At 40.2% G+C, this 23587-nt stretch carries 20 protein-coding genes; 12 read left to right on the top strand and 8 right to left on the bottom strand.

Annotation, left to right across the window (positions count from 1 at the left end):
* Positions 1 to 24 precede the first annotated feature (24 nt).
* The 3 genes from ilvN to ACWXWT_RS08050 all read right to left on the bottom strand — a co-directional run bounded on the left by ilvN (position 25) and on the right by ACWXWT_RS08050 (position 3737).
* Positions 25 to 519: an acetolactate synthase small subunit gene (gene ilvN, locus ACWXWT_RS08040; RefSeq protein ID WP_456041092.1), complete on the bottom strand. Its 495-nt coding sequence runs from the start codon at positions 517 to 519 to the stop codon at positions 25 to 27.
* Positions 519 to 2237 (bottom strand): acetolactate synthase 3 large subunit, encoded by a 1719-nt coding sequence (locus ACWXWT_RS08045; protein ID WP_456041093.1) that lies wholly within the window; start codon positions 2235 to 2237, stop codon positions 519 to 521. Before ACWXWT_RS08045 ends, ilvN begins: the two co-directional genes overlap by 1 nt.
* Positions 2238 to 2576: 339 nt before the next feature.
* The gene (locus ACWXWT_RS08050) at positions 2577 to 3737 is read right to left on the bottom strand and encodes a multidrug effflux MFS transporter (RefSeq protein WP_456041107.1); all 1161 of its coding nucleotides are present in this window, start codon (positions 3735 to 3737) and stop codon (positions 2577 to 2579) included.
* A gap of 629 nt (positions 3738 to 4366) precedes the next feature.
* Between ACWXWT_RS08050 and ACWXWT_RS08055 the strand changes: the two genes are divergently transcribed.
* The 4 genes from ACWXWT_RS08055 (at position 4367) to ACWXWT_RS08070 (ending at position 8156) form a co-directional block, all read left to right on the top strand.
* Entirely contained in the window at positions 4367 to 6106 is a 1740-nt protein-coding gene (locus ACWXWT_RS08055) for a SulP family inorganic anion transporter (RefSeq protein WP_456041094.1), read from the top strand.
* A 228-nt stretch (positions 6107 to 6334) separates the two neighbouring features.
* Positions 6335 to 6958, top strand: a complete 624-nt coding sequence (locus tag ACWXWT_RS08060; RefSeq protein WP_456041095.1) for a 2OG-Fe(II) oxygenase — start codon at positions 6335 to 6337, stop codon at positions 6956 to 6958.
* A gap of 183 nt (positions 6959 to 7141) precedes the next feature.
* Positions 7142 to 7732: a GNAT family N-acetyltransferase gene (locus tag ACWXWT_RS08065; protein WP_456041108.1), complete on the top strand. Its 591-nt coding sequence runs from the start codon at positions 7142 to 7144 to the stop codon at positions 7730 to 7732.
* A 58-nt stretch (positions 7733 to 7790) separates the two neighbouring features.
* Positions 7791 to 8156: a hypothetical protein gene (locus ACWXWT_RS08070; RefSeq protein WP_456041109.1), complete on the top strand. Its 366-nt coding sequence runs from the start codon at positions 7791 to 7793 to the stop codon at positions 8154 to 8156.
* Positions 8157 to 8200: 44 nt separating this feature from the next.
* On the opposite strand, the gene ACWXWT_RS08075 is transcribed toward ACWXWT_RS08070, so the two are convergent.
* The 5 genes from ACWXWT_RS08075 to sbcB all read right to left on the bottom strand — a co-directional run bounded on the left by ACWXWT_RS08075 (position 8201) and on the right by sbcB (position 14639).
* Positions 8201 to 8533 carry a YdbL family protein gene (locus tag ACWXWT_RS08075; RefSeq protein ID WP_456041096.1) on the bottom strand — a complete coding sequence of 111 codons (333 nt, stop codon included), beginning with the start codon at positions 8531 to 8533 and terminating at the stop codon, positions 8201 to 8203.
* Between the two features lie 15 nt (positions 8534 to 8548).
* Positions 8549 to 8701, bottom strand: coding sequence for a YnbE family lipoprotein (locus ACWXWT_RS08080; protein WP_456041110.1), 153 nt, complete (start codon positions 8699 to 8701; stop codon positions 8549 to 8551).
* 63 nt (positions 8702 to 8764) lie between these two features.
* Entirely contained in the window at positions 8765 to 11893 is a 3129-nt protein-coding gene (locus ACWXWT_RS08085; protein WP_456041097.1) for a YdbH domain-containing protein, read from the bottom strand.
* Between the two features lie 382 nt (positions 11894 to 12275).
* Positions 12276 to 13172, bottom strand: a complete 897-nt coding sequence (gene cdd, locus ACWXWT_RS08090) for a cytidine deaminase (protein WP_456041098.1) — start codon at positions 13170 to 13172, stop codon at positions 12276 to 12278.
* A 45-nt stretch (positions 13173 to 13217) separates the two neighbouring features.
* Entirely contained in the window at positions 13218 to 14639 is a 1422-nt protein-coding gene (sbcB, locus tag ACWXWT_RS08095; protein WP_456041099.1) for an exodeoxyribonuclease I, read from the bottom strand.
* Between the two features lie 797 nt (positions 14640 to 15436).
* On the opposite strand from sbcB, the gene ACWXWT_RS08100 reads away from it, so the two are divergent.
* The 8 genes from ACWXWT_RS08100 to ACWXWT_RS08135 all read left to right on the top strand — a co-directional run bounded on the left by ACWXWT_RS08100 (position 15437) and on the right by ACWXWT_RS08135 (position 23084).
* Entirely contained in the window at positions 15437 to 16753 is a 1317-nt protein-coding gene (locus tag ACWXWT_RS08100; RefSeq protein WP_456041100.1) for a hypothetical protein, read from the top strand.
* Between the two features lie 20 nt (positions 16754 to 16773).
* A complete protein-coding gene (locus ACWXWT_RS08105) occupies positions 16774 to 17304 on the top strand; it encodes a hypothetical protein (RefSeq protein ID WP_456041101.1) in 531 nt (176 codons plus the stop codon).
* A complete protein-coding gene (locus ACWXWT_RS08110) occupies positions 17301 to 19289 on the top strand; it encodes a GMC family oxidoreductase (protein WP_456041102.1) in 1989 nt (662 codons plus the stop codon). The genes ACWXWT_RS08105 and ACWXWT_RS08110 overlap by 4 nt, the downstream gene beginning before the upstream one ends.
* Positions 19290 to 19379: 90 nt before the next feature.
* Complete coding sequence (locus tag ACWXWT_RS08115; protein ID WP_456041103.1) at positions 19380 to 20180, top strand: hypothetical protein; 801 nt, start codon at positions 19380 to 19382, stop codon at positions 20178 to 20180.
* Positions 20152 to 20394 carry a hypothetical protein gene (locus tag ACWXWT_RS08120; RefSeq protein WP_456041104.1) on the top strand — a complete coding sequence of 81 codons (243 nt, stop codon included), beginning with the start codon at positions 20152 to 20154 and terminating at the stop codon, positions 20392 to 20394. Before ACWXWT_RS08115 ends, ACWXWT_RS08120 begins: the two co-directional genes overlap by 29 nt.
* A gap of 574 nt (positions 20395 to 20968) precedes the next feature.
* Entirely contained in the window at positions 20969 to 21775 is an 807-nt protein-coding gene (locus ACWXWT_RS08125; protein ID WP_456041105.1) for a hypothetical protein, read from the top strand.
* A 26-nt stretch (positions 21776 to 21801) separates the two neighbouring features.
* Positions 21802 to 22623, top strand: coding sequence for a 23S rRNA (guanine(745)-N(1))-methyltransferase (rlmA, locus tag ACWXWT_RS08130; protein ID WP_456041106.1), 822 nt, complete (start codon positions 21802 to 21804; stop codon positions 22621 to 22623).
* A gap of 254 nt (positions 22624 to 22877) precedes the next feature.
* The gene (locus ACWXWT_RS08135) at positions 22878 to 23084 is read left to right on the top strand and encodes a cold-shock protein (protein ID WP_124018113.1); all 207 of its coding nucleotides are present in this window, start codon (positions 22878 to 22880) and stop codon (positions 23082 to 23084) included.
* Positions 23085 to 23587: the final 503 nt, after the last annotated feature.

Raw genomic sequence — 23587 nt, forward strand, 5'->3', positions numbered from 1 at the left:
AAGTCACTTTACTCACATATTGATCTAGGCTTTCATGGACTTTTCGCCGCGAGCTAAACCCACAACACCAGAACGCGAGATTTCAATTACTTTGGTCATGTCACCTAAGGCATGAATAAACGCATCAATTTTGTCGCTAGTGCCAACCATTTGAATCGTATATAGATTGGCTGTTACATCGACAATTTGGCCGCGAAAAATATCCGCAGTACGTTTGACTTCTTCACGTTGTTCGGCTTGTGCTTTTACTTTTACTAAGGCAATTTCACGCTCAATGTGAGCCGCTTCAGTAATATTAGCCACTTTTAAAATATCAATAAGCTTGTGTAATTGCTTTTCGATTTGTTCAAGAATATTTTCATCGGCAATGACAGTAATATTTAAGCGCGACAGAGTCACATCTTCAGTCGGCGCAACGGTTAAGCTTTCAATGTTGTAACCACGCTGAGAAAATAGGCCCACAACTCGAGATAAGGCGCCTGGTTGGTTTTCAAGTAATACAGAAATAATTCGACGCATTAGCTTTTCTCCGTTTTGCTTAGCCACATTTCGTTCATCGCACCACCGCGAATAAGCATAGGGTAAACGTGTTCTGTTTCGTCTACGCTGATATCAACAAACACTAATTTGTCCTTCATTGCTAGGGCTTCAGCCAGTTTAGATTCGAGCTCATCTGGGTGATTAATGTTCACTCCTACATGACCGTAGGCTTCAGCAATCTTGGCAAAATCAGGCACGGAATCCATATAAGATTGTGAATGGCGACCAGAGTAAATCATGTCTTGCCATTGCTTCACCATACCAAGGAAACGGTTGTTTAAGTTGATAATTTTAACTGGAGTATCGTATTGCAGCGCAGTTGAAAGCTCTTGAATATTCATTTGAATAGAGCCATCACCAGTGACACAAACAACGGTTGCATCCGGGTGTGCCATTTTTACGCCCATCGCAGCAGGCAAACCAAAGCCCATGGTGCCTAATCCACCAGAGTTAATCCAGCGGCGAGGCTTATCAAAGGGGTAGTATAATGCGGCAAACATTTGGTGCTGGCCAACATCTGAAGCCACGTAAGCATCACCGTTGGTAAGTTTATACAATGTTTCAATTACTTGCTGTGGTTTGATTCTATCGGTGGTGCGGTCAAACTCTAGGCTTTTGCGTGAACGCCAAATGTCAATATCGCTCCACCAAGCGGCCATAGCATCTGCATTATTGGATTTTTTCGATTCATCCAGTAGTGCTAACATGCTGTCTAAAATATTGTCGGCTGAACCAACAATTGGAATATCAACCCTGACCGTTTTGGAAATAGACGATGGATCAATATCGATATGTAAAATGGTAGCATTAGGACAATACTTTTCGACATTATTGGTGGTACGGTCGTCAAAACGGACTCCAATACCAAAAATTAAATCAGTATTATGCATTGCCATGTTGGCTTCGTATAAACCATGCATACCAAGCATGCCTAAACTTTGCTTATGGGTGCCAGGAAATGCGCCTAACCCCATCAAGGTACTCACGACGGGAATGTTTAATCGCTCTGCAAGTGCAAGGATTTGTGCATCACAACCTGAAATAACGGCACCACCACCAACGTATAATACCGGCTTTTTAGCGGCTAACAGCGCTTGTAACCCTCTACGGATTTGACCCTTATGGCCTGCTGTTGTGGGGTTGTACGAACGCATTTTAATGCTTTCAGGATAAATATAATCATGCAGTATATCAGGGCTTAAGCAGTCTTTTGGTAGATCAATAACAACCGGACCAGGACGACCCGTTGCGGCAATATAGAAAGCCTTTTTAACCGTTTCTGGAATATCTTTCGCGTCTGTAATCAAAAAGCTGTGCTTTACGATAGGGCGTGAAATACCAATCATGTCGCACTCTTGGAAGGCATCATTACCAATTAAATTGCTGGGTACCTGGCCAGACAGAACGACTAACGGGATTGAATCCATGTAAGCGGTAGCAATACCAGTAATGGCATTAGTTGCTCCAGGTCCTGAAGTCACTAACACAACCCCAACTTTACCAGTAGCACGGGCATAGCCATCAGCCATGTGTACGGCCGCTTGTTCGTGACGGACGAGGATGTGTTCGATACCGGAGATTTTATGCAGAGAATCGTAGATGTCTAACACCGAACCGCCGGGATAACCGAAGATATGGCTGACACCTTCATCTATTAATGAGCGCACGATCATACTCGCGCCAGAAAGCTTTTCCATGAAATGAGTCCTTTTTAAGTTACCGTATGGTAAACAGTATCTTGTATACAACGACGGTAATCGCTTTAAAAAATAAGTTTGAAGGATAATTCAAACTCGACGATTGAAAGTAACAGTAGTTAATTTCAATGACTTGTTCATCTTAGTGGCTCAACGAGTCACTGATCTCCATCTTATGTAAATTAAAATTTACTGCAACCCCTTTGATTAATTATTTTTCAAGGTTGAAATAATTTCATGTTTATGAGTAATTTTTTTATGGCTAGCTAGAAGGTATGAAAGGGTAAAAAAAGACCACGAGAAACGTGGCCTATAATGGATCGTGGTATGCGCATTGAGTTAATTTTTTTTCGGCAGAGTACTTTGAAAAAATTGACACACCCCAACGAGTAAAATTGAGCCAAGCATCAATGCAGAAAAAGGTACGGCACTACCATCATAAAAATATGCGAGTAATGGACCGGCTACTGCACCAAAACCAAATCTTAATGTACCGATGACAGCCGTTGCTGTACCGGTTTCTTTCTTGAATTTCATTAACACAATGGCGTCAGCATTGACCGACATTACCCCCAAAGATCCCATTAAGGGGATAAGCATTAACACGGTAAAGTGATAACTTAGCTCGAATAAATTAACAGCTAACAGGCCTGTTGCGGCAATAATGCCAAAGAATGTTGATACATGTAACATCCGTTTTGAACCAAATCGAGCTACCACTCTAGAGTTAACAATATTGGCAAGCATTAAGGCCCCCACATTGGTGCTAAATAAAATCGCAAACAAGGATTTATCTAGATTAAATACTTCCATATAAATAAATGGTGAGGCGGTTAAGTAACAAAAAAATGCAAACGAAGTTAATACGCCGCTGGATAGGTTTAGTTTAACGCCGCTGCGGGCGAACACGGTGTAATAGCCACCTAAAAATGATTGTTGACTCCGACTGTCTTGATCTTTATCGCTGGGCATCTTCAGTTTAAACAACACTAATGCAAGTAGGGTAATGGCATAACAACTTTGGCTTAAAAAGATAAGATGCCAGTCGCCTAACTCCATAATCAAACTGCCTAAAGTTGGTGCGAGTAAGGGTGCTAACATCATAATGAGGCTGACATACGACATACCTTTAGCCGTATTTTCACCATAAACCTCTTTGATATAACCCGGTACGACAACGGTGGCTGCCGCGCCAATAAGTGCTTGAGCAAAACGTAATATCAAAAATTGTTCAATACTGGTACACAGTGCAATTAGTAAACTGATTATAGTGAAGCCTAACAACCCGAAAATGACTAATGGTCTACGGCCAATTTTATCTGCTAGAGGACCAAAAATGAGCATACCCAACGCGTAACCTGCCAAATAAATGCTCAGAGACTGTTGGACTGTGGTGATGTCTGTATCAAAGCCTAATGCCAGGATAGACATTGCCGGTAAGTACATGTCTATAGCTAAGGGTGTAATCGCGACAATAGCGGCGAGCATGGGGATTAGCATTGCTAAATGAGGAATGCTTGTAGCGGCCGGGGATGAAGTAGATTTTACTGGCGAAACCACATAAACCTCACATACAGATTAAAAAAACGGCTAATGGAACAGAAAAGATGAGCTAGTTTAGCATGTAATGATGGAACAGTAGTTGTTGTATTTGTAAGTAAATCTGGCATTAATGAGGCTTGCAAAATCTTGTTTACCAATCCGTAACATTTATATGTTAACATTTAACATCGGCAGATTAAGTGTTTATCGCTAAATCAGTATTAACGGAAAAAATAATACGAGCGACAACAAGGAAAGCAAAAATGTAGCGTGCTGTTGGCAATTGCCGTGGGGTGAGCAAGCCTTAAGGACATCAGTGGCGATCATGGATTAGTCGGTATTGGTTGCTATTGTCAACAAGGCACAATGCATAACCTGTTCCGCCTTATAAGCCCTTTACAGTGTTTATAGGGGGAAAGTCATGTTTACTGAACAGCGTTTTGGTGTTTTTTATTGTCTAAAGCTAAACAAAAATTTATCAGCTGGCATGGTTGAATATGTCGTAATTATTTTGAAATAAAACTATGATAACACCCTAAATTATTATTATTGAGGTTACTGTGTTACTGAGTCGGTTATATGGATTTATGCCTGGTTTAGAAACCTTTTCTCGTTATGAGCGAAGCTGGCTTAAAGATGACGTTCGTGCGGGTTTATCCGTTGCAGCAGTCGCTTTGCCTGTTGCCATTGCGTATGCGCAGTTAACGGGGGTAAATGCAGCTGTAGGTTTATATTCATGTGTGTTGCCGATGCTCATTTACGCCTTATTTGGCACCTCAAGACAACTTATTGTGGGCCCTGACGCTGCAACGTGTGCGGTTATCGCGGCTGTTGTAACACCTCTAGCCGCTGGAGACAGCCTTAAACATTGGCAATTAGTGATGACCATGACCGTGATGACAGGTTTTTGGTGCTTAATTGCCAGTCGATTTAAATTAGGGGTATTAGCCGACTTTTTATCCAAACCTATTCTTATGGGGTTGCTTAATGGTGTTGCAATTACAATCATTGTAGGGCAGTTTTCTAAAATATTCGGTTTCACTTTTGATGACAAATACTTGCTTGAACGCTTGGGTGGTGCGCCAAGTTATTTATCACAAACCCATATTCCAACGTTGTTGATGGCCATTCTTACTGTCATTGTTTATTTTGTGATGAAACGCCTTAAGCCAACATGGCCAGCATCAATGTTTGCTATTGCGGTAGGGGGGATATTGGTTTGGGGGTTCAATTTAACCGACTATGATGTTGCGGTAATTGGCAGCGTGGCAGGAGGCTTGCCAACATTTCAAGCACCAGTGTTTAATATTGGTATTGCGCGTGAATTAGTCATGCCTGCACTCAATTTAGCCATGGTCAGTTTTGTTAGTATGATGCTTACCGCCCGTAGTTTTGCCGCCAAAAATGGTTATGATATTGATGCCGATAAAGAGTTTAAAGCTTTAGGCTTAGCCAATATTGCTTCCGCTTTATCTCAGGGTTTTGCCGTTAGTGGGGCCGACTCCCGTACGGCTGTTAATGATGCTAATGGCGGAAAATCCCAATTAGTGTCGGTCATTGCTGCGGTATTAATTGCCATTGTTGCAGTATTTTTAACGGCACCTTTAGAATTTATTCCCAGTGCTGCTCTTGGTGTAGTGTTAGTGATTGCTTCAGTGCATCTTATCGATTTGAAAGCAATTTGGGGCTTACGAGTCCGCGATCGTCAAGCATTTTATTTAGCGTTAACAACTTTCTTTGCGGTGCTTTTTATTGGTGTGATCCCTGGGATTACTCTTGCCGTATTACTGGGGTTGTTTCAATTTCTGCGAACCGTTATGCGTCCTACTGATCAGGTGCTTGGGCTTGATGCTAAAGGTATTATTCGAAGCTTAGATAGCACAGACAAAGCCGCATCTGTGCCAGGTGTGTTTATCTATCGGTTTAATTCTCCGCTAACCTATTTTAATGCCACTTATTTTAAACGACGTTTACTTGAGCGTTTTGCAAGGCAAAATCAGCTGGAAAGCATCGATTGTGTGATTATTGATGCAGTACCATGCTTTACTCATTTAGATTTGAGTGTGATGGCAATGTTAGCAGACATAGACATGCTATTGCGTAAACGTGGTGTGAGCTTAGTGTTGGCCGGGCGCAAAAGACAGTTAATTAGCTGGTTTGAACAAACTGATATGGTATGCGGAGACGAGGGGATTACCATTCGTTCTGACTTATATTTAGCGTTAAAAATGCATCAAAGCCATATTGCCGCTCATAAAACACAGCAGCCTGATAGTAAACTTACGGATGAATCTGCAGAGATTATATTGTCCCATAGCCAGATTTAACCCTTAGGCTTAGAAGTACCTATGTGTTAGGCTTACTTAAGTTTATGAATATTATCTATTTTAATATTTGTTGTCCACAATGGGTTTATTCTATAAACTCGCCGCATTTAGCCGAAGTATGACAAGCATACTTTGTAATGACGCCCCCTCGAAAATCAGGCTTTTAATTTCCTTTCAGAGCCCTTGAGTACAGTAAAAAGCGTAGTCTCTATATTGGATGTAGCATGTATGGTTTCACAAGTGAGTGAAGCAATGCTGGATGTGATCGCAGATGCGTTAGTCGATAAAGGGTATATCCTTTTATTTGATATCATTCCTCATTATATAAGCCTAGCTTTGCTTGAAAAAATGCAAGCAGAGCAAGATATTGCGTTTAAAAAAGCCGCCATAGGTCGAGGTGTTGAGCAGCAAATAAATACTGCCATTCGTTCGGATAAAATTAGTTGGCTGGATAATAAAGATCATACTGATAATGAATATTTATCGATTATGAGCCAATTAAAAGATGGCTTAAATCGACGTTTATTTATGGGATTATTTGATTTTGAAAGCCACTATGCGGTGTATGAGCCAGGTGGGTTTTACAAAAAGCATGTTGATGCACTTCACGGCAGTCAAAATCGTATTTTATCGACAGTGTTTTTCTTGAATCCCGATTGGCAAGAAAACGATGGTGGTGAATTGATTATTTATAATGAGTGTGATTCTCCGTTGGAAGTTATTCATCCGAAAATGGGCACCTTGGTACTGTTTTTAAGTGAACGTTTCCCTCATGAAGTTAAACCGACAAGGAAAACGCGTAATAGTATTGCGGGTTGGTTTAGAGTCAGCAACGCAAAACATGGTTTTTAACCTTATTGTGATGTTGCGCACTCGATCTTTTAAGCTAGAAACTGCAATTTTTAAGAACAATGTTTTTACGCCATAGCCAAAAACATTGTGGTTACTGGCTGTAAATCTATATTCAGTTAAGGTAATGTAACCTTTTAATAAAAGGAGCGTAATTTGAGCTGGATTAATCGACAAGATTGCTTAATGGGCGAGCATGTTATCTTAGAGCCGTTGTCTTTGGATCACGTTCCTGGATTAATTTTGGCTGCCAATGATGGTGAATTATGGAAATTGTGGTTTACGCAAATTCCTAATGCTGATGGCATGAAAGCGTATGTTGAGTTCGCTTTAGCTTGTGAAAACCAAGGCGAAGCAGTCGCATTTGCTGTGCGTGATAAAGTCTCTGGCAATATCATTGGTTGTACTCGAGTTTGCCACTGGGACCAACCTAATCGTAGACTCGAAATTGGTTACACTTGGTACGCCAAATCTTATCAACGCAGTGCTATTAATACCGAGTCCAAGTTATTATTACTCCGCTATGCATTTAATACTTTGGATGCGATTGCGGTCGAATTCAGGACACATTGGCATAATCATGCCTCACGTAATGCAATTACGAGATTGGGCGCCAAACAAGATGGCATATTACGTAATCATAAAATTCAAGCAGATGGTACGATTAGAGATACTGTTATTTTTTCAATTATTGAAACCGAATGGCCTCAAGTCGAACAGTTTTTAATGTCTCGTTTAACACATTATCAGTCGTTAACACTCCCTACGAATTTCTAAAAGATGAAGGAAAATAATAATGAATAAATCTGTTATCTGGCTTTTTACTCTGTCGGCTATGTGTGTGAGTGTGACGGTACAAGCAGAAGATGCTGCCGAAAAAGCATTTACTGATGAATTAATTGAGTGTGCAGCGTATTACCAAATTAGCTCTGAAGCGATTGGTGCAATGAACGCCCCGCAAATGAAAGCCGTGGGAGAGCGTTTAAAAACTTCGGCAGTTGATGCCGTGACTATTGCAAGTCAATATCGTGATCCTGCACAAGTTGATAAAGAGGTTGCAACAACTAAACAAAAACAAATTGCTCAATTAGGTGGTTCTAATAATTTGGGTGGGTTGATGTCAAAATACAAAGACTCTTGTAAATCGATAGTATCAGACCCACAAAAACGTTTAGATTATTGGACTATGGCAACAATGTAATTTGTTGTGAACCGAGAAAATAACCACATTGAGGATCCATGTGGTTATTTTTTTAGCCATTGCCCTTGTGGTGTTTGGATCATATGCCCAGGCTCTGCTGCTTGCATCGCTTTTTTTGCTGCAAGCGTTGCGACTTTTTCAAGACTGATATTATTTCGCTGAGCAATGGCTTGATAATGCTCTTTGCGTTTTTTATTAACGGTTAACACCAGCTGCTGTGCTTCTGGTGAGTCGATAACTATGCCTAAATAACCATTAGGTTGTTCACCAACAATGCGATTGGTTTTAGCCTCTTGTAGTGTCATCGCCCATGCTGTTACAGACCAGAAAAGGCCGATGATGCCCATAGTAATAGATAAACTGAATGTCGATTTCATCTTGATAATCTCCGCTTAAAATAGCTCATTGTTTTCGAGTAAATTATCGAGCTCTTTCTCCACTTTAATTTTAATTTCATGTTCAATTTTGACATTCAAATTGATAACGATTGGTTTATCAGGTGGTTCAATTTTTACCGTTGGTGTACAGGCTAATAGCGATGCCATAACGATAATGATACTGAGCAAATGTTTCGACGAATATTTCACGTTGACTATCCTTTTGGGCTGCTACTGGATCTTGGTTTCTATTTTGTTTTGTAACTGATTGCCGATTTGAGTACTTTTGTATAGTTGGATCAGATTCTCTTGGTGCGTGTAATTAAGGTGAACGGGGCGTTCAACGTCACGACTGTTACCTTTAACCCCAATCTTGATAACCGCATCGCCATTAGGCGTCATGTCAAATGTGCTCGATAACTCACTGTACTTAAGATGTTCAAGGGCAGTAAAAACTAACTCAAGATAAGGTTGGGTTAATTCTAGTCTATCTATTGCTGGATTTCCGGCAACTTCAATTAATCCTCCAGGCGATCGTGCGGCCAGTTTTCCGCCTGCAATAGTCACTTTACCGTCGATAAGTTCGGCGGGCAAGACACCATCAAATAAGCCATTGGCTTTCACACCCACTTGTGGCTGTTCTTCTAAAAATTTTTCTAAACTCAAGCCTTGCAGTAACAAATACCCATAAGATTTATCATGTAGTTTTAACACAAACTCGGGGAGTAAAAAGTGACCATCAAGCATATCTCCACTGGCGGTAAGGCTGATGTTTGTTTCACTGAGTCCAGTAATTTGTTGTAGCCAGTTGCTTGGGGCTTTGTTGCCATCTTTATTCAGTTCAATATTCGCGTTCAAATTTAAATGGGTCAGAGATAAACCGAGTTTTGCTTGCGCTAAACTGATAGCGGTTTGTGGACAGACCAATTGACTGTGAGCAAATTGTTTCTCGTTCGCTGCGGCGTTTTTGGCATCATGAATTTGTTGCCAGTTAAATTGGCATTGGGCAAATACGTCTCCGCCATTAAATGATTTATCTTCCCATTTTCCTGACAAAGAAGATAACTGTTGTTGAATCTTCATTTCAAACTGGTTGGTATTGTTTATTTCACTTAATGCAAAGCTGGCTAGCAGTTTGCTGTGGCCTTGGATGGTAAAATTGCTGGGCAAAGGTTGCACTTTATTTAACGTCTGTAGCGCTGTTTCAATGTCGCTATCAAAGTTCCATTGTCCTGCTAATGATAATGGACTTTCATTATCGGCAAATTTTAATAAATGATAACTGGTTAATTTAAGGGTATCTAGCTGCCACTGTTCGTTGCCGACTAATAATCCTTTGGATAAATTTAGCTGTTGAGTCACATTAATGTTATTCAATGCAAACAATGGTTGGTGGCGACTTTTCCCTAGTTGCTTTGTTATATCAAGCTTATTGATATGCCAGTTTATGCTATTCGTCGTCGAAGATTGTAACCATCGTGCTATTGATTTTTCGATAGCGTCATGATGATTGATAGTGAATGATAATGCTTGGTTTATACTCACATCAGCTTTATTAAGTGAGGCTTGTGTAGTTGATAACTTACTGATAGCCGCTTGGTCTGTTTGTTGCGCAACAAGTTGACTTATGCTTGTTGTAAACGGGGATAGCATGACTTGCGTGTTATTGGAGCTATAAGTGATGGTCGATGTGTCATCGAGAATAACGTTAAATGCTCCTAATCGTGCTGATGTGTTTTCGGTTTGCTTGGCCTCTTGTTCATTGGTGCTGGTAATACGGCGAAGAATACTCGTGTTATGAACTGCTAAGCTTGAATTTGGTTGGAATGTTAGTTCGAGTTGTTGTTTTTGTTTGGATATTTTGCCTGTTAAATGAAGTTTTGCCTTTGACAACGACAGCTGTTCTACAGGTAGAGTAGGGAATAAACCTTTTATATCAAAAGCCATTGGCGTAGTGGCCGATATTGACAAGGATGCGTTGTCTTTCGAACCTATTATCGTGTTGTCGGTTGCTTGCTGCGCCGATAATGTGTTTTCCCAGTCGAAATGACTGCTAAATTGTTGCTGACTGTTAAATGTAGTGTGTGTCAGTTTTAGCTTACTGTGTAACAGCAACCCTTCGATACTGACTTTCACGTCAGGTAGTAATACTTGCAGTGGTAAATCATCATTTTGCAACGGAATAACGACTTCAATAGGATAGTCCATGCTGATATCGATATTGGTTAACTGAGAGGTCGATTTTGGGGTTAACTTTTCTAAGATATTCACTATTGTGTCTTTTTGAGCGCCAGCGAATAAGGTAATCAATTTATTTCTGTCGTCTACCGAAGGCGACAGTTGATAGTTTAGCGGAGCAATGTTGATTTTTACCGCAAAAGCTTTAGTCGCTTTACTGTCGTTAAGCGAGGCTGTTACTGGGAAATGACCTAAATTAATCATCGCATTAACGGGTTGTTGCGGCGCAAAATAGAGGCTGGGCCAGCGTGGTGAGTACAAAGATAAGTCTGCAATTGATTGTTGACTGCTCATCTCGCCACTTATTAGATCAATTCTACTTTTAGTCGTCCATTGACCGTCAATTGTTATCTGTTGATCGTCAATAGGTTGCAATAATTGGGATAGCTGTTTGCGTAACCCATCGAGCATGTTGTCGGTTTTGCCAGCCTGTGGGTTTTGTTTATCATGTAATAAATTTAAGTATTGGTTTAATGATTTAAGTCCTTGATAGCTTAATCCTAAATCGACAAAGGTGTTAAATGTCCAAGCCCGTTTGTCTAGCGATGCGTTAAGGCTAAACAGCGAAAAATCATTAAATCGCCATACTGTTTCTAATTCACCATTTTGGGCTAATGTAAGCTTATCCATTTTTAAGGTTTGTTGTTGTTTGTCTTTTTTATTGAGTACTGGCAACTTTATGGTAATAGCACCTAAATCAATCATGGGTAATTGACCAAGGTTAAGCTGTAATGCTGCAGGAGACTCTTCTGTTTGCTGTGATTGACGAATAAAAAAGCTATCACCTAAATCAACATAAACACTTTCAGTGTGAATGCTGATGATATCGTCGGCGTTGATTTGCTGGTTTTTAAGGACTTGCAGGCTGTCGCGCAGTTCAAGGTTAAAGTCTTGGATGGCAATATGGCTGTCTTCAATTTTTAAAATTAGTCGCGGAATGCTGATATGGTTGAATGAGATATATTCAGCATCAAAATTAAGCACTTCTATATGGTTGTCAGCTAATATGTTGTTGAGTATTTTTACGGTGAGAGGTTTGGCATTATGGACAATGGCCCACACTAAAGCGATTGTGCAAAATACAATAAAGAATAAAATTTTGTTAACGGTAAATATACGCAACAGTGGCTCGCTTTACGTTTGCTTGTTCATGGTAAATATGGTTCTCATGAGTACCTTAACGGTAACATATTGCTTGAAGTCGTTTATGGCACTAAATCCTATTTTTATCTGATGTTTATATGAAATAGTTTGCCTGTGGAACATCATATTACATTGTATTGCCGCCCTGTTAGCTGCAAATTTTATGAGTAAGAACAATACCATTTAATCATCAATGCCGTGGAAGCAAAAAATGATTCAGTAGCTTAGCATGGTATTTACTACCAATTATTAAAATATGATACATGATTAATCGAGAGTTAATGTAGAGTTTATTTCAATAAAAAAGGCGCTGAGTAGCGCCTCTTATATGACGGGTTATATCATCCCCGTTGAGCCCTGCTTATGCTTGCAAAGGTTCTACAACAATATGTTCGAGTTCAATGGGGGCAATGGCATGTAACGCATCCATTGCCGCGCCGACTAAGGAAATTTTTCCAACCGATGACTCCACCAATACTGCGCGTTTTATTTCATTGTATTGACGGTTATGGCGGATTAAATTTGATAATGCCATTTGCATCGGCTGCATTGATGGGTTAAATGCGGCGTTTTCTGCATATCGACCACAGAAAGTGGCGCCATCGTTGGTTTCTAATACCACGGCTGCATTGCAATTGGTATACGGCGCATAACTAAGGCCCATTTGATCAATGGCTTCGATAATCATTGGATCATCAGAATCACAATTAAATTCTTGCTCACGTTTACATAATAGTGGCACTGTGACATCTAAGTCTGCTGGCCCAAACGCATAGGGTAAATAATGCGCTAAGGTTTTGGTTTCTTGCTTTGGCAGATGAATGTTGATTTTACTGCCATTGACCAGTTCGTTCATAAATTGACGGCAGTGACCACAGGGACTGAAATTAACAATAATATCGACAATTTCTGTTTCGCCACTTAACCATGCATGACTGATAGCGCTTTGTTCTGCATGGACACTGTGGAACAGTGCTTCACCGGGTAATTCTAAATTAGCGCCCATGTATAAGTCGCCACTTGCGCCTTTTGCAATAGCCCCAACGTAAAATTCACTTATTGGCGGGTTGGCTAGTGCAGCTGCAATAGGTAATAAGTCCATGAGCACTTGTTGCTCAGTTTTATCACTTGCCTTAACAAGTGCTGCAAATTGGCTCGCATCAATATGACCGCAAAACTGGTCATTTAATAATGGCACAAGTGCAGTAGCCAAAGGTTTGTCTAGTTGAGTAATGCTGTCTAAAAATCTATTTTGCATTCCCTTAATCCTTAGATGAAATAAATCGGGCAAAGTGAAAATTCACTATAATGATTGTAGATATTGATATAGGGCTTTTAGTAGCTTTTGTTTGTGATCATTCTCGCTGGTTTCTTCAACCAGGTTCTCGAGTTTAATCACATAATCGTCATTCGATAAGCGTTGTTGACAGAAATCTCGCCATTTATGCGCTTCACTGTCGCTTAATGTTTCTGGGTAGTTACGTGCCCGAAAACGAAACAACATCTCATTGATACGTGGATCATCAAATTGCAATGCTAATGCCGCCAAATTATGTGGTGCGGTATGGCAAATAATATCGATTTTTGTTTTATCGGCATGACTGAAAAAACCACCACTATAAAGCATTAAATCAGGATCGGTAATCGGCTTACGATCAGATTCAAGTTCAAATACTTGATTAAGCTTTTCTCGTAATTCTGGATGATTTTTTAAGCGTTTATATTGCTCACGTGCAAATGCTTTATCAAACTGTAGTTTTTCAGTTACCTCGTCGTCAAGTAATTTTGGCGAACCAATAAAAGGGCACTTGTTGAGGAGGATTTGTTTTAGTGGTATTGCGAGCTCGTTTTCAGCTAATTGTTGACGAGATGTGTACATACGGTCACTTATCTCTTGAGCTGACAATTCCAATAATGGTGAGATGTCCATGGCCAAATTAACGCAAATCACCGCATTTTTATTGGTCGGATGGTACGCAACAGGTGCGATTAACGTTGTACAGCCTTGTAATGCACTAATTTTTGAGCTGACATGAACCAAAGGTTGCATTTTTAGGACGTCAATATGGTCTGCAACCGCTTGTTTACGCCTTAGATTAAAATAATATTCGTACAGTTTCGGTTGTTTTTGCTTTATCAATTTAGCCATTGCAATAGTGGCATAAACATCTGACATCGCATCATGGGCTTTTTCATGACTTAAGCCATTTGCTTGGGTCAACAATTCCAATTTGAAACTGGGGGAGCCATCTTCTTTTAATGGCCAATTAATCCCGTCTGGACGAAATGCATAACAAGCTCGAACTAAATCAATAATATCCCAGCGAGAATTTCCGTTTTGCCATTCGCGTCCATAGGGGTCAATAAAGTTACGGTAGAAACCATAACGACTGACTTCATCATCAAAACGTAATGAGTTATAGCCCACAACGCAGGTGTTGGGTTGGCTAAATAATGTATTGATACGTTTCATAAATTCGGCTTCTGGTATGCCTTTAAGGTTTGCCAGTTGCGGGGTAATACCGGTAATTAATATAGCTTCAGGAGACGGTAAGTAGTCAGGCGCGAGTTTGCAATAAAAGGTTTCAGGTTCACCGATAATATTAAGTTCAAGATCGGTTCGAATCCCCGCAAACTGTGATGGACGGTCTTTGCTTGGGTTTGCCCCGAATGTTTCATAATCGTGCCAAAACAGCGACGGTTGATTGTCTTGATTCTTGTTCATTTATGTTGACTCGTTTTTGTATGTTACTTCGTGTAATCAGGGTTAAATCTATTTTTTGATGTTTGCTTACATGACATTTAATTCGCCATTTATTAATGCATCTTAGTACATGCCAGAGTGCATATTGAGCGATGTGCCATTGCTCGAGTAATAAACTATCAATCGGCTGGCAATTCGTTACCGTCAATTTGTGATAAAGCAGAGCCATGCCAACCTAGTATTACTCATTATGTTGGCTTTATGCCTTTTACTGATGCCGGAAGCATCAGTTTTCAATGTCACTTCGGTTTTCTTCTTCGCTAGGGTATCTATACGCTGAGTCAATTTTGCTACCCAGAAGCGACCATGTGAAGAAAGCTGAAATCATACCTGAACTTAGGAATACTGTAATGAATGATACAGATCCAAGAGTGTATTGGAAACAACGCAATAGCCGAAGAGGGTGATCTAAAGTTAAGTATGGCCGTGAGCCGCTATATTAACGCGTAAATATTAGGCTCAATTGGTTTTGTCGCGGATAAATTAATCTACAAGCCCTACTTTACAGTCAACACACAGGCTCAAAGTTGCCGTTTTGCATAAGTTGAATGTGAACAAATTGTTAACTTAGAAGGTTTTCAGAAGGTAACGTTTCTTGTATCCGCATAGAGTTATTTATATTGCGGCTATGCAGCAAAGTGGTGTGTACGTTTAATTTTTGTAGCGCTTAAATAGGCTTCAATTGATAGTTCTTCCTCGTACAAAGTGTGACCTGCAAAGTTTGATACAAAGTCCCAACAACAAGGAGAGTTAATGTCATGTATATTAAATATTTTAGCTATAGCGCGCTGTTTTTATGTATGAGTGCCACCGCGCAAGCTGAACCGCCCGTAGTGACAAAAGCCGTCACACAGCTACCCACTTTAAGTCCCACTATTCCATTGGAAATCACTGCAACGCCCCCTTTTTCTCTTGAAAGCCTGCAACATGATTTTGACGATTTCTCTTGGCAATCTTTTATTGCACTTAATTGGCCTGCTAAAGCTGATGGCTCACCCGACAGCTCAATTAACATCGGCCAAGAGGTAAATCGGCCAGTAGTATGGTTACACTGGAAAGAAAGTCGGGATATTTTTTTAGCAGATGGTGCTAAACCACCAAGATGGGACCAGTCAAATAGTGTACCGAACGTCTGTAAAAGTATTGACCAGAAAACGATACCTAAAGGCGCTATTTATTTATCTCAAGTTGGGAAAACCCCCAATGTGTTAGATGAAAGTGGTGAGCCTTTTACAACCGGTCCATTGATTGATCAAAACGGGCTTTACACTCGTTATGAAATATTAACCAATGAAACCATGTTTAATTTTATTCTAGATAACAACCTTTACAGTAAAAAAGGTCAGAAACAGTTTAATGCTGATGTCGATTTTACCCCAAGCGACAGTAAAACCGGGCAGATAGGCTCTATTATGCTGAAAGCGGCATGGATCAAGATGGGGGGTAAATTTGATCCGAAAAATTACTACACGACCTATGCGTTGGTTTATAACAATCCTGAAGAGCAGCATGGGGTTGAAGCGGCTTGTTCACTTGAGCAGGTAGGCCTAGTGGGGTTTCACATCGCCCATAAAACCACAAGCGAACCGCAATGGATTTGGTCTACTTTTGAGCATGTTGCTAATGTCCCAACCAAAGGAGAGACTGCATCATTATCGGCTTATAACTTTTACAACCCTAGCTGCACCAACTGCAAAATTAATGAACCACCTGCGCGCCCATGGGATCCTGCAAATTTACACAGTAAGCCGACACAAGTGGAACGTATTATTCCACTCACCGCCGACGCTAAGGCATTAAATACCCGTTATCACGCGGCTTTGGATGCCGCAGTGCCAGGTTCTGTATGGGTAAATTACCAGTTAGTGAGCACACAATGGCCCACAGATGCAACTAATCCAACAGATCCAACGGGTGTGCCTGCTCCCTCTTTTTTAGCAAACACTACGCTTGAAACCTACATCCAAGGATCTGTTAAACAAACATCGAGCAGTTGTATGGCTTGCCACAACAATGCGGCAACGACTAATGGCAATTTTGCTGATTTCACTTATTTGCTGCAGCGTGCGCAATAACGTATTAAAAGGAAATAATCATGAACGATACAACAAACGTGAATAACGACACTATGATGGATTTTATTGGTTTGAGTGCGGTATTAACCGGCTTTGCAATCAATATCATTGCTCCCAAATTAGATCCTGTGGATATTAAATCCGAATATTTGCCGGTTTTTACTCAAAAAATTACTGAAGAATCGAATGATCCAGGGTTAGTTACTCATATTTTTCAAACATTTTCAGCTTTAAAAGCTCAAAAATTATCAGATCAACAAATCGGAACGCAGATGCTGTCGCCTGACAATGGTGCTAGTTTTGTATTGGCCTGTAGAAAATTAATCTTTATGTGGTATTCAGGTGCTTGGCCAACCATTATTCCTGCCACAGAAGCTGCCCCAGCTACTACGGTTAGCGATATGATTTCGGCAAAAAGTTACACCACAGGTTTAGCTTGGCAAGTTATGCAGGCCCATCCTATGGGCGATTCAAATTATCGTTATGGTTATTGGGCAAAACCTCCCGCGGCATTATCTGCATTTACCGGTAATAAAGGAGACGCAGTATGAACACTCAAACAAACTACGATGTCATTATTGTTGGCTCTGGTATTGCAGGTTCTATTATGGCTTATAAATTGGGTATGGCGGGTCAAAAAGTACTCATCCTAGAGGCTGGGCAGGAAGTGCCGGTTGACCGTAGCAATTACATGAAAACATTTTTTAAGGCCAATGCTAAAACCCCCGAGTCACCGTACCCACCAACAACGCAGAACCCTGCGGCATCCACTGCGGATAATCCACTTGGGCTCCCAGATCCGGCAACAGAAAATGTGCCACGTTATACAGTGTTGCAAATTGGTGCATGGCGTAATTCAAAACAATGTTATTTTGATTACACACCACAGCCTGATAATTTGAAACCTGACAGCCCAGATGCAAAGTTTGCATTTGCCAGTTCATATGAGCGGATTGGCGGCGGTACAACGTGGCATTGGTTAGGCACAAGTTTGCATTTATTTCCTAATGACTTTGAGTTGCAAACACAATACCAGCAAGGCGTAGACTGGCCAGGCGGAAAACAATTTTATCACGCGCTTGTTCCTTACTATGAACAGGCGACCAATGAAATTGGCGTAGCGGGTGACAAAGAGGCGTTGGATAAGCTTTATAGTGGGTTCAATGTCTCACCAGATGGTGTTTATGGGCCGAATTACGATTATCCAATGCCTGGCATTATTTCATCTTTGGTTGATCAACAATATCAACAAGCAGTAAGCAATATGGTGTATGACAATATCAACTTGTTTGTTACACCTACCCCGCAGGGGCGCAATTCATTACCCGGTGAGCGTCGTCAATGTGCAGGTAATACTAATTGTATTCCTATTTGCCCTATTCAAGCTAAATATGATGCAACAGTGACACTTGCTCGTGCATTGCAAACTGGCAACGTCGATGTGTTATATCGCCACGTAGCAACGAATGTGCAGGTGGATGAAAACACCACAGATGTTATTGGTATTGATTATGTGACTTATCAAACTGATGGCGGTATTGCCACTGGCGGGGGCACTGTTACTGGGAAAAAATATGTGATTGCCGCTCACGCAATTGAAACTCCCAAACTATTGCTTATGTCTTCACGTAATAAAGCTTGTCCGAATGGTGTTGCAAACAATAGCGACCAAGTTGGGCGCAATTTAATGGATCACATCATGTATTTGGCGTGGGGCTTGACCAAAGATCCGGTTTATAGCTTTCGAGGACCTTTATCTACTTCAGGTATCGAATGTTTACGTGACGGTGCTTTTCGTAAAGATCGTGCGGCTTATCGGATTGAAATTGGTAATGAGGGCTGGCAGTGGGCTGCAAATGATCCATTTACCACTTTAGCCGATTTTGTGTTTGGTCAAAATAACTCGCAATTAAATGGTGATTCTGTCAATCAACAGGGTATTCCATTGCGATTTGACCCTGCAATGCCAGCAAATAGCGAATTATTTGGTGCAACGCTGGTGAAGACTTTAAATGGTGTTTACACCCGTCAAGTTCGTTTGGGTTATTTAATTGAACAATTACCCGATCCGGAAAACCGTGTCGAGTTGTCAGAGACATTGACGGATAATTTAGGTTTACCGCGCCCCAAGTTAACTTATCGAGTTCGTGAAGATTATGTGCGTAACGCGTTTGTTTCTGCTAAAGATATTTCTACCAAAATCTTTGATGCCATTGGTGCGCGTGAATATACCAAAGAACCGTCAGCGCCCGTTTTTTATGGCGTTCAAAATCAGGTCACTGCAAATAACTTTGAATATATGGGCAACAATTTTACGTTTTATGGTGCAGGTCATATTGTTGGGACATATCGAATGGGAGATTGCAAAGAGACTTCGGTGGTTAATTCTCGGCAACAATCTTGGGACCATAGCAATCTGTTTTTAGTCGGAAGCGGAGTGTTTCCTACCGTTGCAACGGGGAATCCAACGTTAACGTTGGCCGCTTTGGCATTTCAGGCGGTTGATTATTTATTAGAGGATTTAAAAACAAGTTAATTTTTTAATGCTGCTTTAAAAAGCCAAAGAACCGCGTGCTATCTAGGCGCGGTTTTTTAACTATGGTTTGTTATTGGAATTGGTATTACTATGAAAAAAATCATTTATTTTGTGCTGACATCATGCTTTCTTAGTGCGTGTAGCCATCATGCAAGCACACCCGATGCAATTAGTTTGTACCAAGAACTGACCCGCAACAAGTCACAATTGGATGTGCGTATCGGTGAGTTGAATCAATACAGTGGTTCAGAAAAGCTCTGCCTAGATTCACAATGTGATGCCAATGGGGAAGATTGCAAGCCAATCAATGTACCTTCACCCAGTCCATTAATGGTCCATAGTGATTACCAACATTACTATCAACTTATCCAAGATAGCGCGGGGTTTTCGCACTATGGTGTGACATCGCAATATGCAACTGATATTGAGACCTTGCGCCAACGGTTAACTCATTTAATGCAGGCATTTAACCAAAGTGGGTTAATCACCCAATTAAAAAAACAGAACAAAACACCTGCGTTGATGTTCGATATTGATAATACACTGGAGTTCAGTGCTGCAATTGATTCTGATCCAACAGGAAGAGGGCCAGCAATTCAGGGAATGGTGGATTTTGCGAAACAATGGTGCTTTAAAGATGGCGTTGATTGTTATTTTGTCACAGCGCGGACTTGTGAAAATGAAAGTGCTGAACCCACTCAGTATTGGCTTGAAAAAAATATGGGGTTTAATGCCTATATCGTTAATCAATACACCTATTTTTCACGCAACACTAATCAATTTGTGTGCAAAAATTTAACTACGCCAACACCCAATGTCGCCTACAAAGATATTGTGCGCGAAGCACTGGAAATTGAACGAAATGTTTTTTTGGTTAATGAGTATCGGTGATCAACTTACTGATTCTCTCGGTGAGCATAGCGGTATAAAAGTACGGGTACCTAATCAATTTTTTCATGCCGACATTAATCCCAATCAGTTTGCTTCTTATGGTCGTGGTCAATGTGGCCCCGTAGAGACTATTGCGCCACCGTTAGCATGTAGTTTTGTATTGAAATCTAAAGCATTAGCAGTAACTAACATCAACTATTGCCGGTCACAATAGAATAATTCTAACCCTAGGGAGAAACATATCACACTATATTGTGTCTTCAATTTATTCGTAATAGATTTACCATTGACACCGTTAGCCTGTTGGTATTTAGGTGTGCGTTAAAAAATGTATTAGCGTATTGATAGGTGGTTAGGTAAATTGATTTTATTTTAAGTAATTAGATGTGTTTGAAAACTTATTTTTGGTTCGTGATGATTGACGATCTGTTGTTTATAACGAGGAGATTAAATTGTTATGGTGCCAGGTCATGCCATTCATGATCTTAGGATGCGACTCAACCCAAATAAAGACTGATATCGCTGGACGTCATGCTGTTGAATATAAACTCTGTGGAATAGCGCTAAGTTCAGACAATATAAGCTCCTTTTTGCAATAAAAAATATGTTAATATTTATAAGCATAAGAAATGATAATGAGGTAAACAACCATCCTATCAACAATGCACCTCAAACTGAAAAACTGAGTGATTTTGATTGATCACATAATGAATGGAATTGGTATTATTTCCAGATGACTAATGTGGATTTGCTGATGACAAGTTGGCGAAGTAATAAAGGAATATTTTATGCACCATCATATATTTACTCAACCTTGTGTTACTGAGATTACCCAACCAACAGCGCTGACACTTTGCTTACCTGAAAATGTGAGTGACTTACTCTTATTGTCGACGATGAGCAATCCCCTCGTTGAGATTGTTGTTAGCCAAGTTAATAGTACCCAAGCTACATTAATTGTACGTTTTCAACCTTTTTTAACTTCTACTTTTAAGCAAACGCCAACATTTGCAGAGCAGCCTAATCAACAGCGTTGTATTGGCCAAGGAATTAAGCTCTATCCTGCTATGGGGGTAGCACCTCGAGTGTGTATTGAACAACTTAGACGTGGGGTGACAATTAATATTCACGTTGATGAGTTTGTGTTTTTAGGTGTACCACCTGAATCTCGCTTTGAACTTGTGACTTTAGAGAATGATTTACGAATGTTAAATGAGCCTCAAGCACTTGTTATGGCTAAAGCGATATTAGGGCGTAAATTTGATTATGATGAACCATCGAATATGCTTGCTGTGCATATTAGTGAATTAGAACAAGTGCGCCGAGATTTACGTGAATACCTCCGTGGTGAATCCGGTAGAATCCATCCCGGTGTGTCATCGGAACTATTAAAGCTCGATCATTTATTGCAAAATAAGCATCAATGGTTGTTGCGTACCTATCATCAATCTTTGGAGCGCCCAAGTTTTGGGCGTCCATCAAATGAACAGCTTTATAATATTGAGCAATTACAACGTAAATTAGATTGTTTTGAACTACTAGCCCCTAAAGATGTGTCGGATATGGTTAATCAACTATGTCATGACGATCTTTAATTTTTGAGTAACCTTAGAGTCCCCCCATGTCGTATATTTGTCCTATTTGTAGCGCACCGTTAGTCCAACAGCAAAAGGTTTGGCAATGTGAGCAACGCCATCAGTTTGATTGTGCTAAAGAAGGTTACGTAAATTTATTACCGGTACAGAAAAAGAAAACAAAAGATCCTGGTGATAATAAAGAAATGATGATTGCCAGACGAGAGTTTCTTAACCGTGGCTTTTATCAACCATTAAGTGACAAAGTTAACTTACTGGCGCTTGAATATGCTGCTGATGCTTCAATGATTCTTGATATCGGTTGTGGCGAAGGCTATTACAGTGATCGACTATTCAAAACGCTTGATTCGGGCAGACAAACTGATTGTGAGCTTTATGGACTCGATATTTCAAAGTCTGCGATTCGTTATGCCGCTAAACGATATTCAGCCTTGAATTTTTGTGTGGCAAGTGCCTTTGAAATGCCTTTTGCAGATAATCGTTTTGATCTCGCCATTCGTATTTATGCCCCGTCTAAAATTGAAGAGCTACAACGGGTGGTAAAACCTCACGGGATACTGATTACCGTATCGCCTGGCCCTATGCATCACTATGCGTTAAAACAGAAGATTTATAGCGAGCCTAGATTGCATCCGCAAGAATCATTGGTTTTAGATGGCTTTACTTATCTAGCCCATGAGGGGTTAAGTTATTCATTATCGCTCACCCAAGCTGATGATATTGATCACTTTCTTAATATGACACCTTATGCTTGGAAATTGAGTGATTCACAGAAGTCTACGATAATAGAGCAAGGGCTCGAGTGTGAGGTCGATTTTAAAATCGAAATTCATCAACGTGAAGAATAAACAATCAGATAATTGATATAAATAACTATTTGATGCTCAAAGATAAACCGTTTTTTATTGCCATTAAATAAATACTGTTGTTTTGTTGATGTTTGTTGACTTATCCCGAAAAAGGTTTATAGTTTACTCAGCTTGAAGGTTGGGCTTATATTTATCAATACGAACAGTTTCGTCCTGTAAACATAAGTAATACCGGCATTTTCCAGCTTTACCGCCGTTAAGGCTTTAACTATTTTTTTTACAGGATTTATATTATGTCTCAAGTTACTGGTGTTGTTAAGTGGTTTAACTCTGATAAAGGTTTCGGATTTATTGAGCAAGAGTCTGGTCCAGACGTATTTGTTCACTTCCGTGCTATCAATTCAGACGGTTTCAAAACTCTTGACGAAGGTCAGAAAGTTTCTTTCACTGTGACTCAAGGTCAAAAAGGTCCTCAAGCTGAGAACGTTTCAGTAGTTTAATATTTAGCTTAAGCTAAATATTAGGACTTTAAAACTGTAGCAATTTATTGCTGCAGTTTTTTTTGCATTGTTATATATGACTTGCTTTTTATCATGCTAATCGTCTAATCGTCTAATCGTCTAATCGTCTAATCGTCTAATCGTCTAATCGTCTAATCGTCTAATCGTCTAATCGTCTAATCGTCTAATCGTCTAATCGTCTAATCGTCTAATCGTCTAATCGTCAGTTTAAGTTTAATTGATTTATACCAATCCTATTAAATATGTGATCTTTAAGCGGGAGTTCAAAGTGCTGTAGGCAAGGCAGATGATTGAAGCGAATAGTGATTCTCGGTAACAAGCTCCTGCGTTACTCTACCTCCAGCATCTGACCGCAATGGATGGTGGGAATGTCTTATTTTTTATGGAAAAAAATAGACCATGCAGTCGTATTTTGAAAGCATCTAACGAAGCATAAAGGACTTTGAAACCCGCCAGAATGGAGTCTCTCAGGTATTCCACTT

Source organism: Shewanella sp. A22, assembly GCF_053850585.1.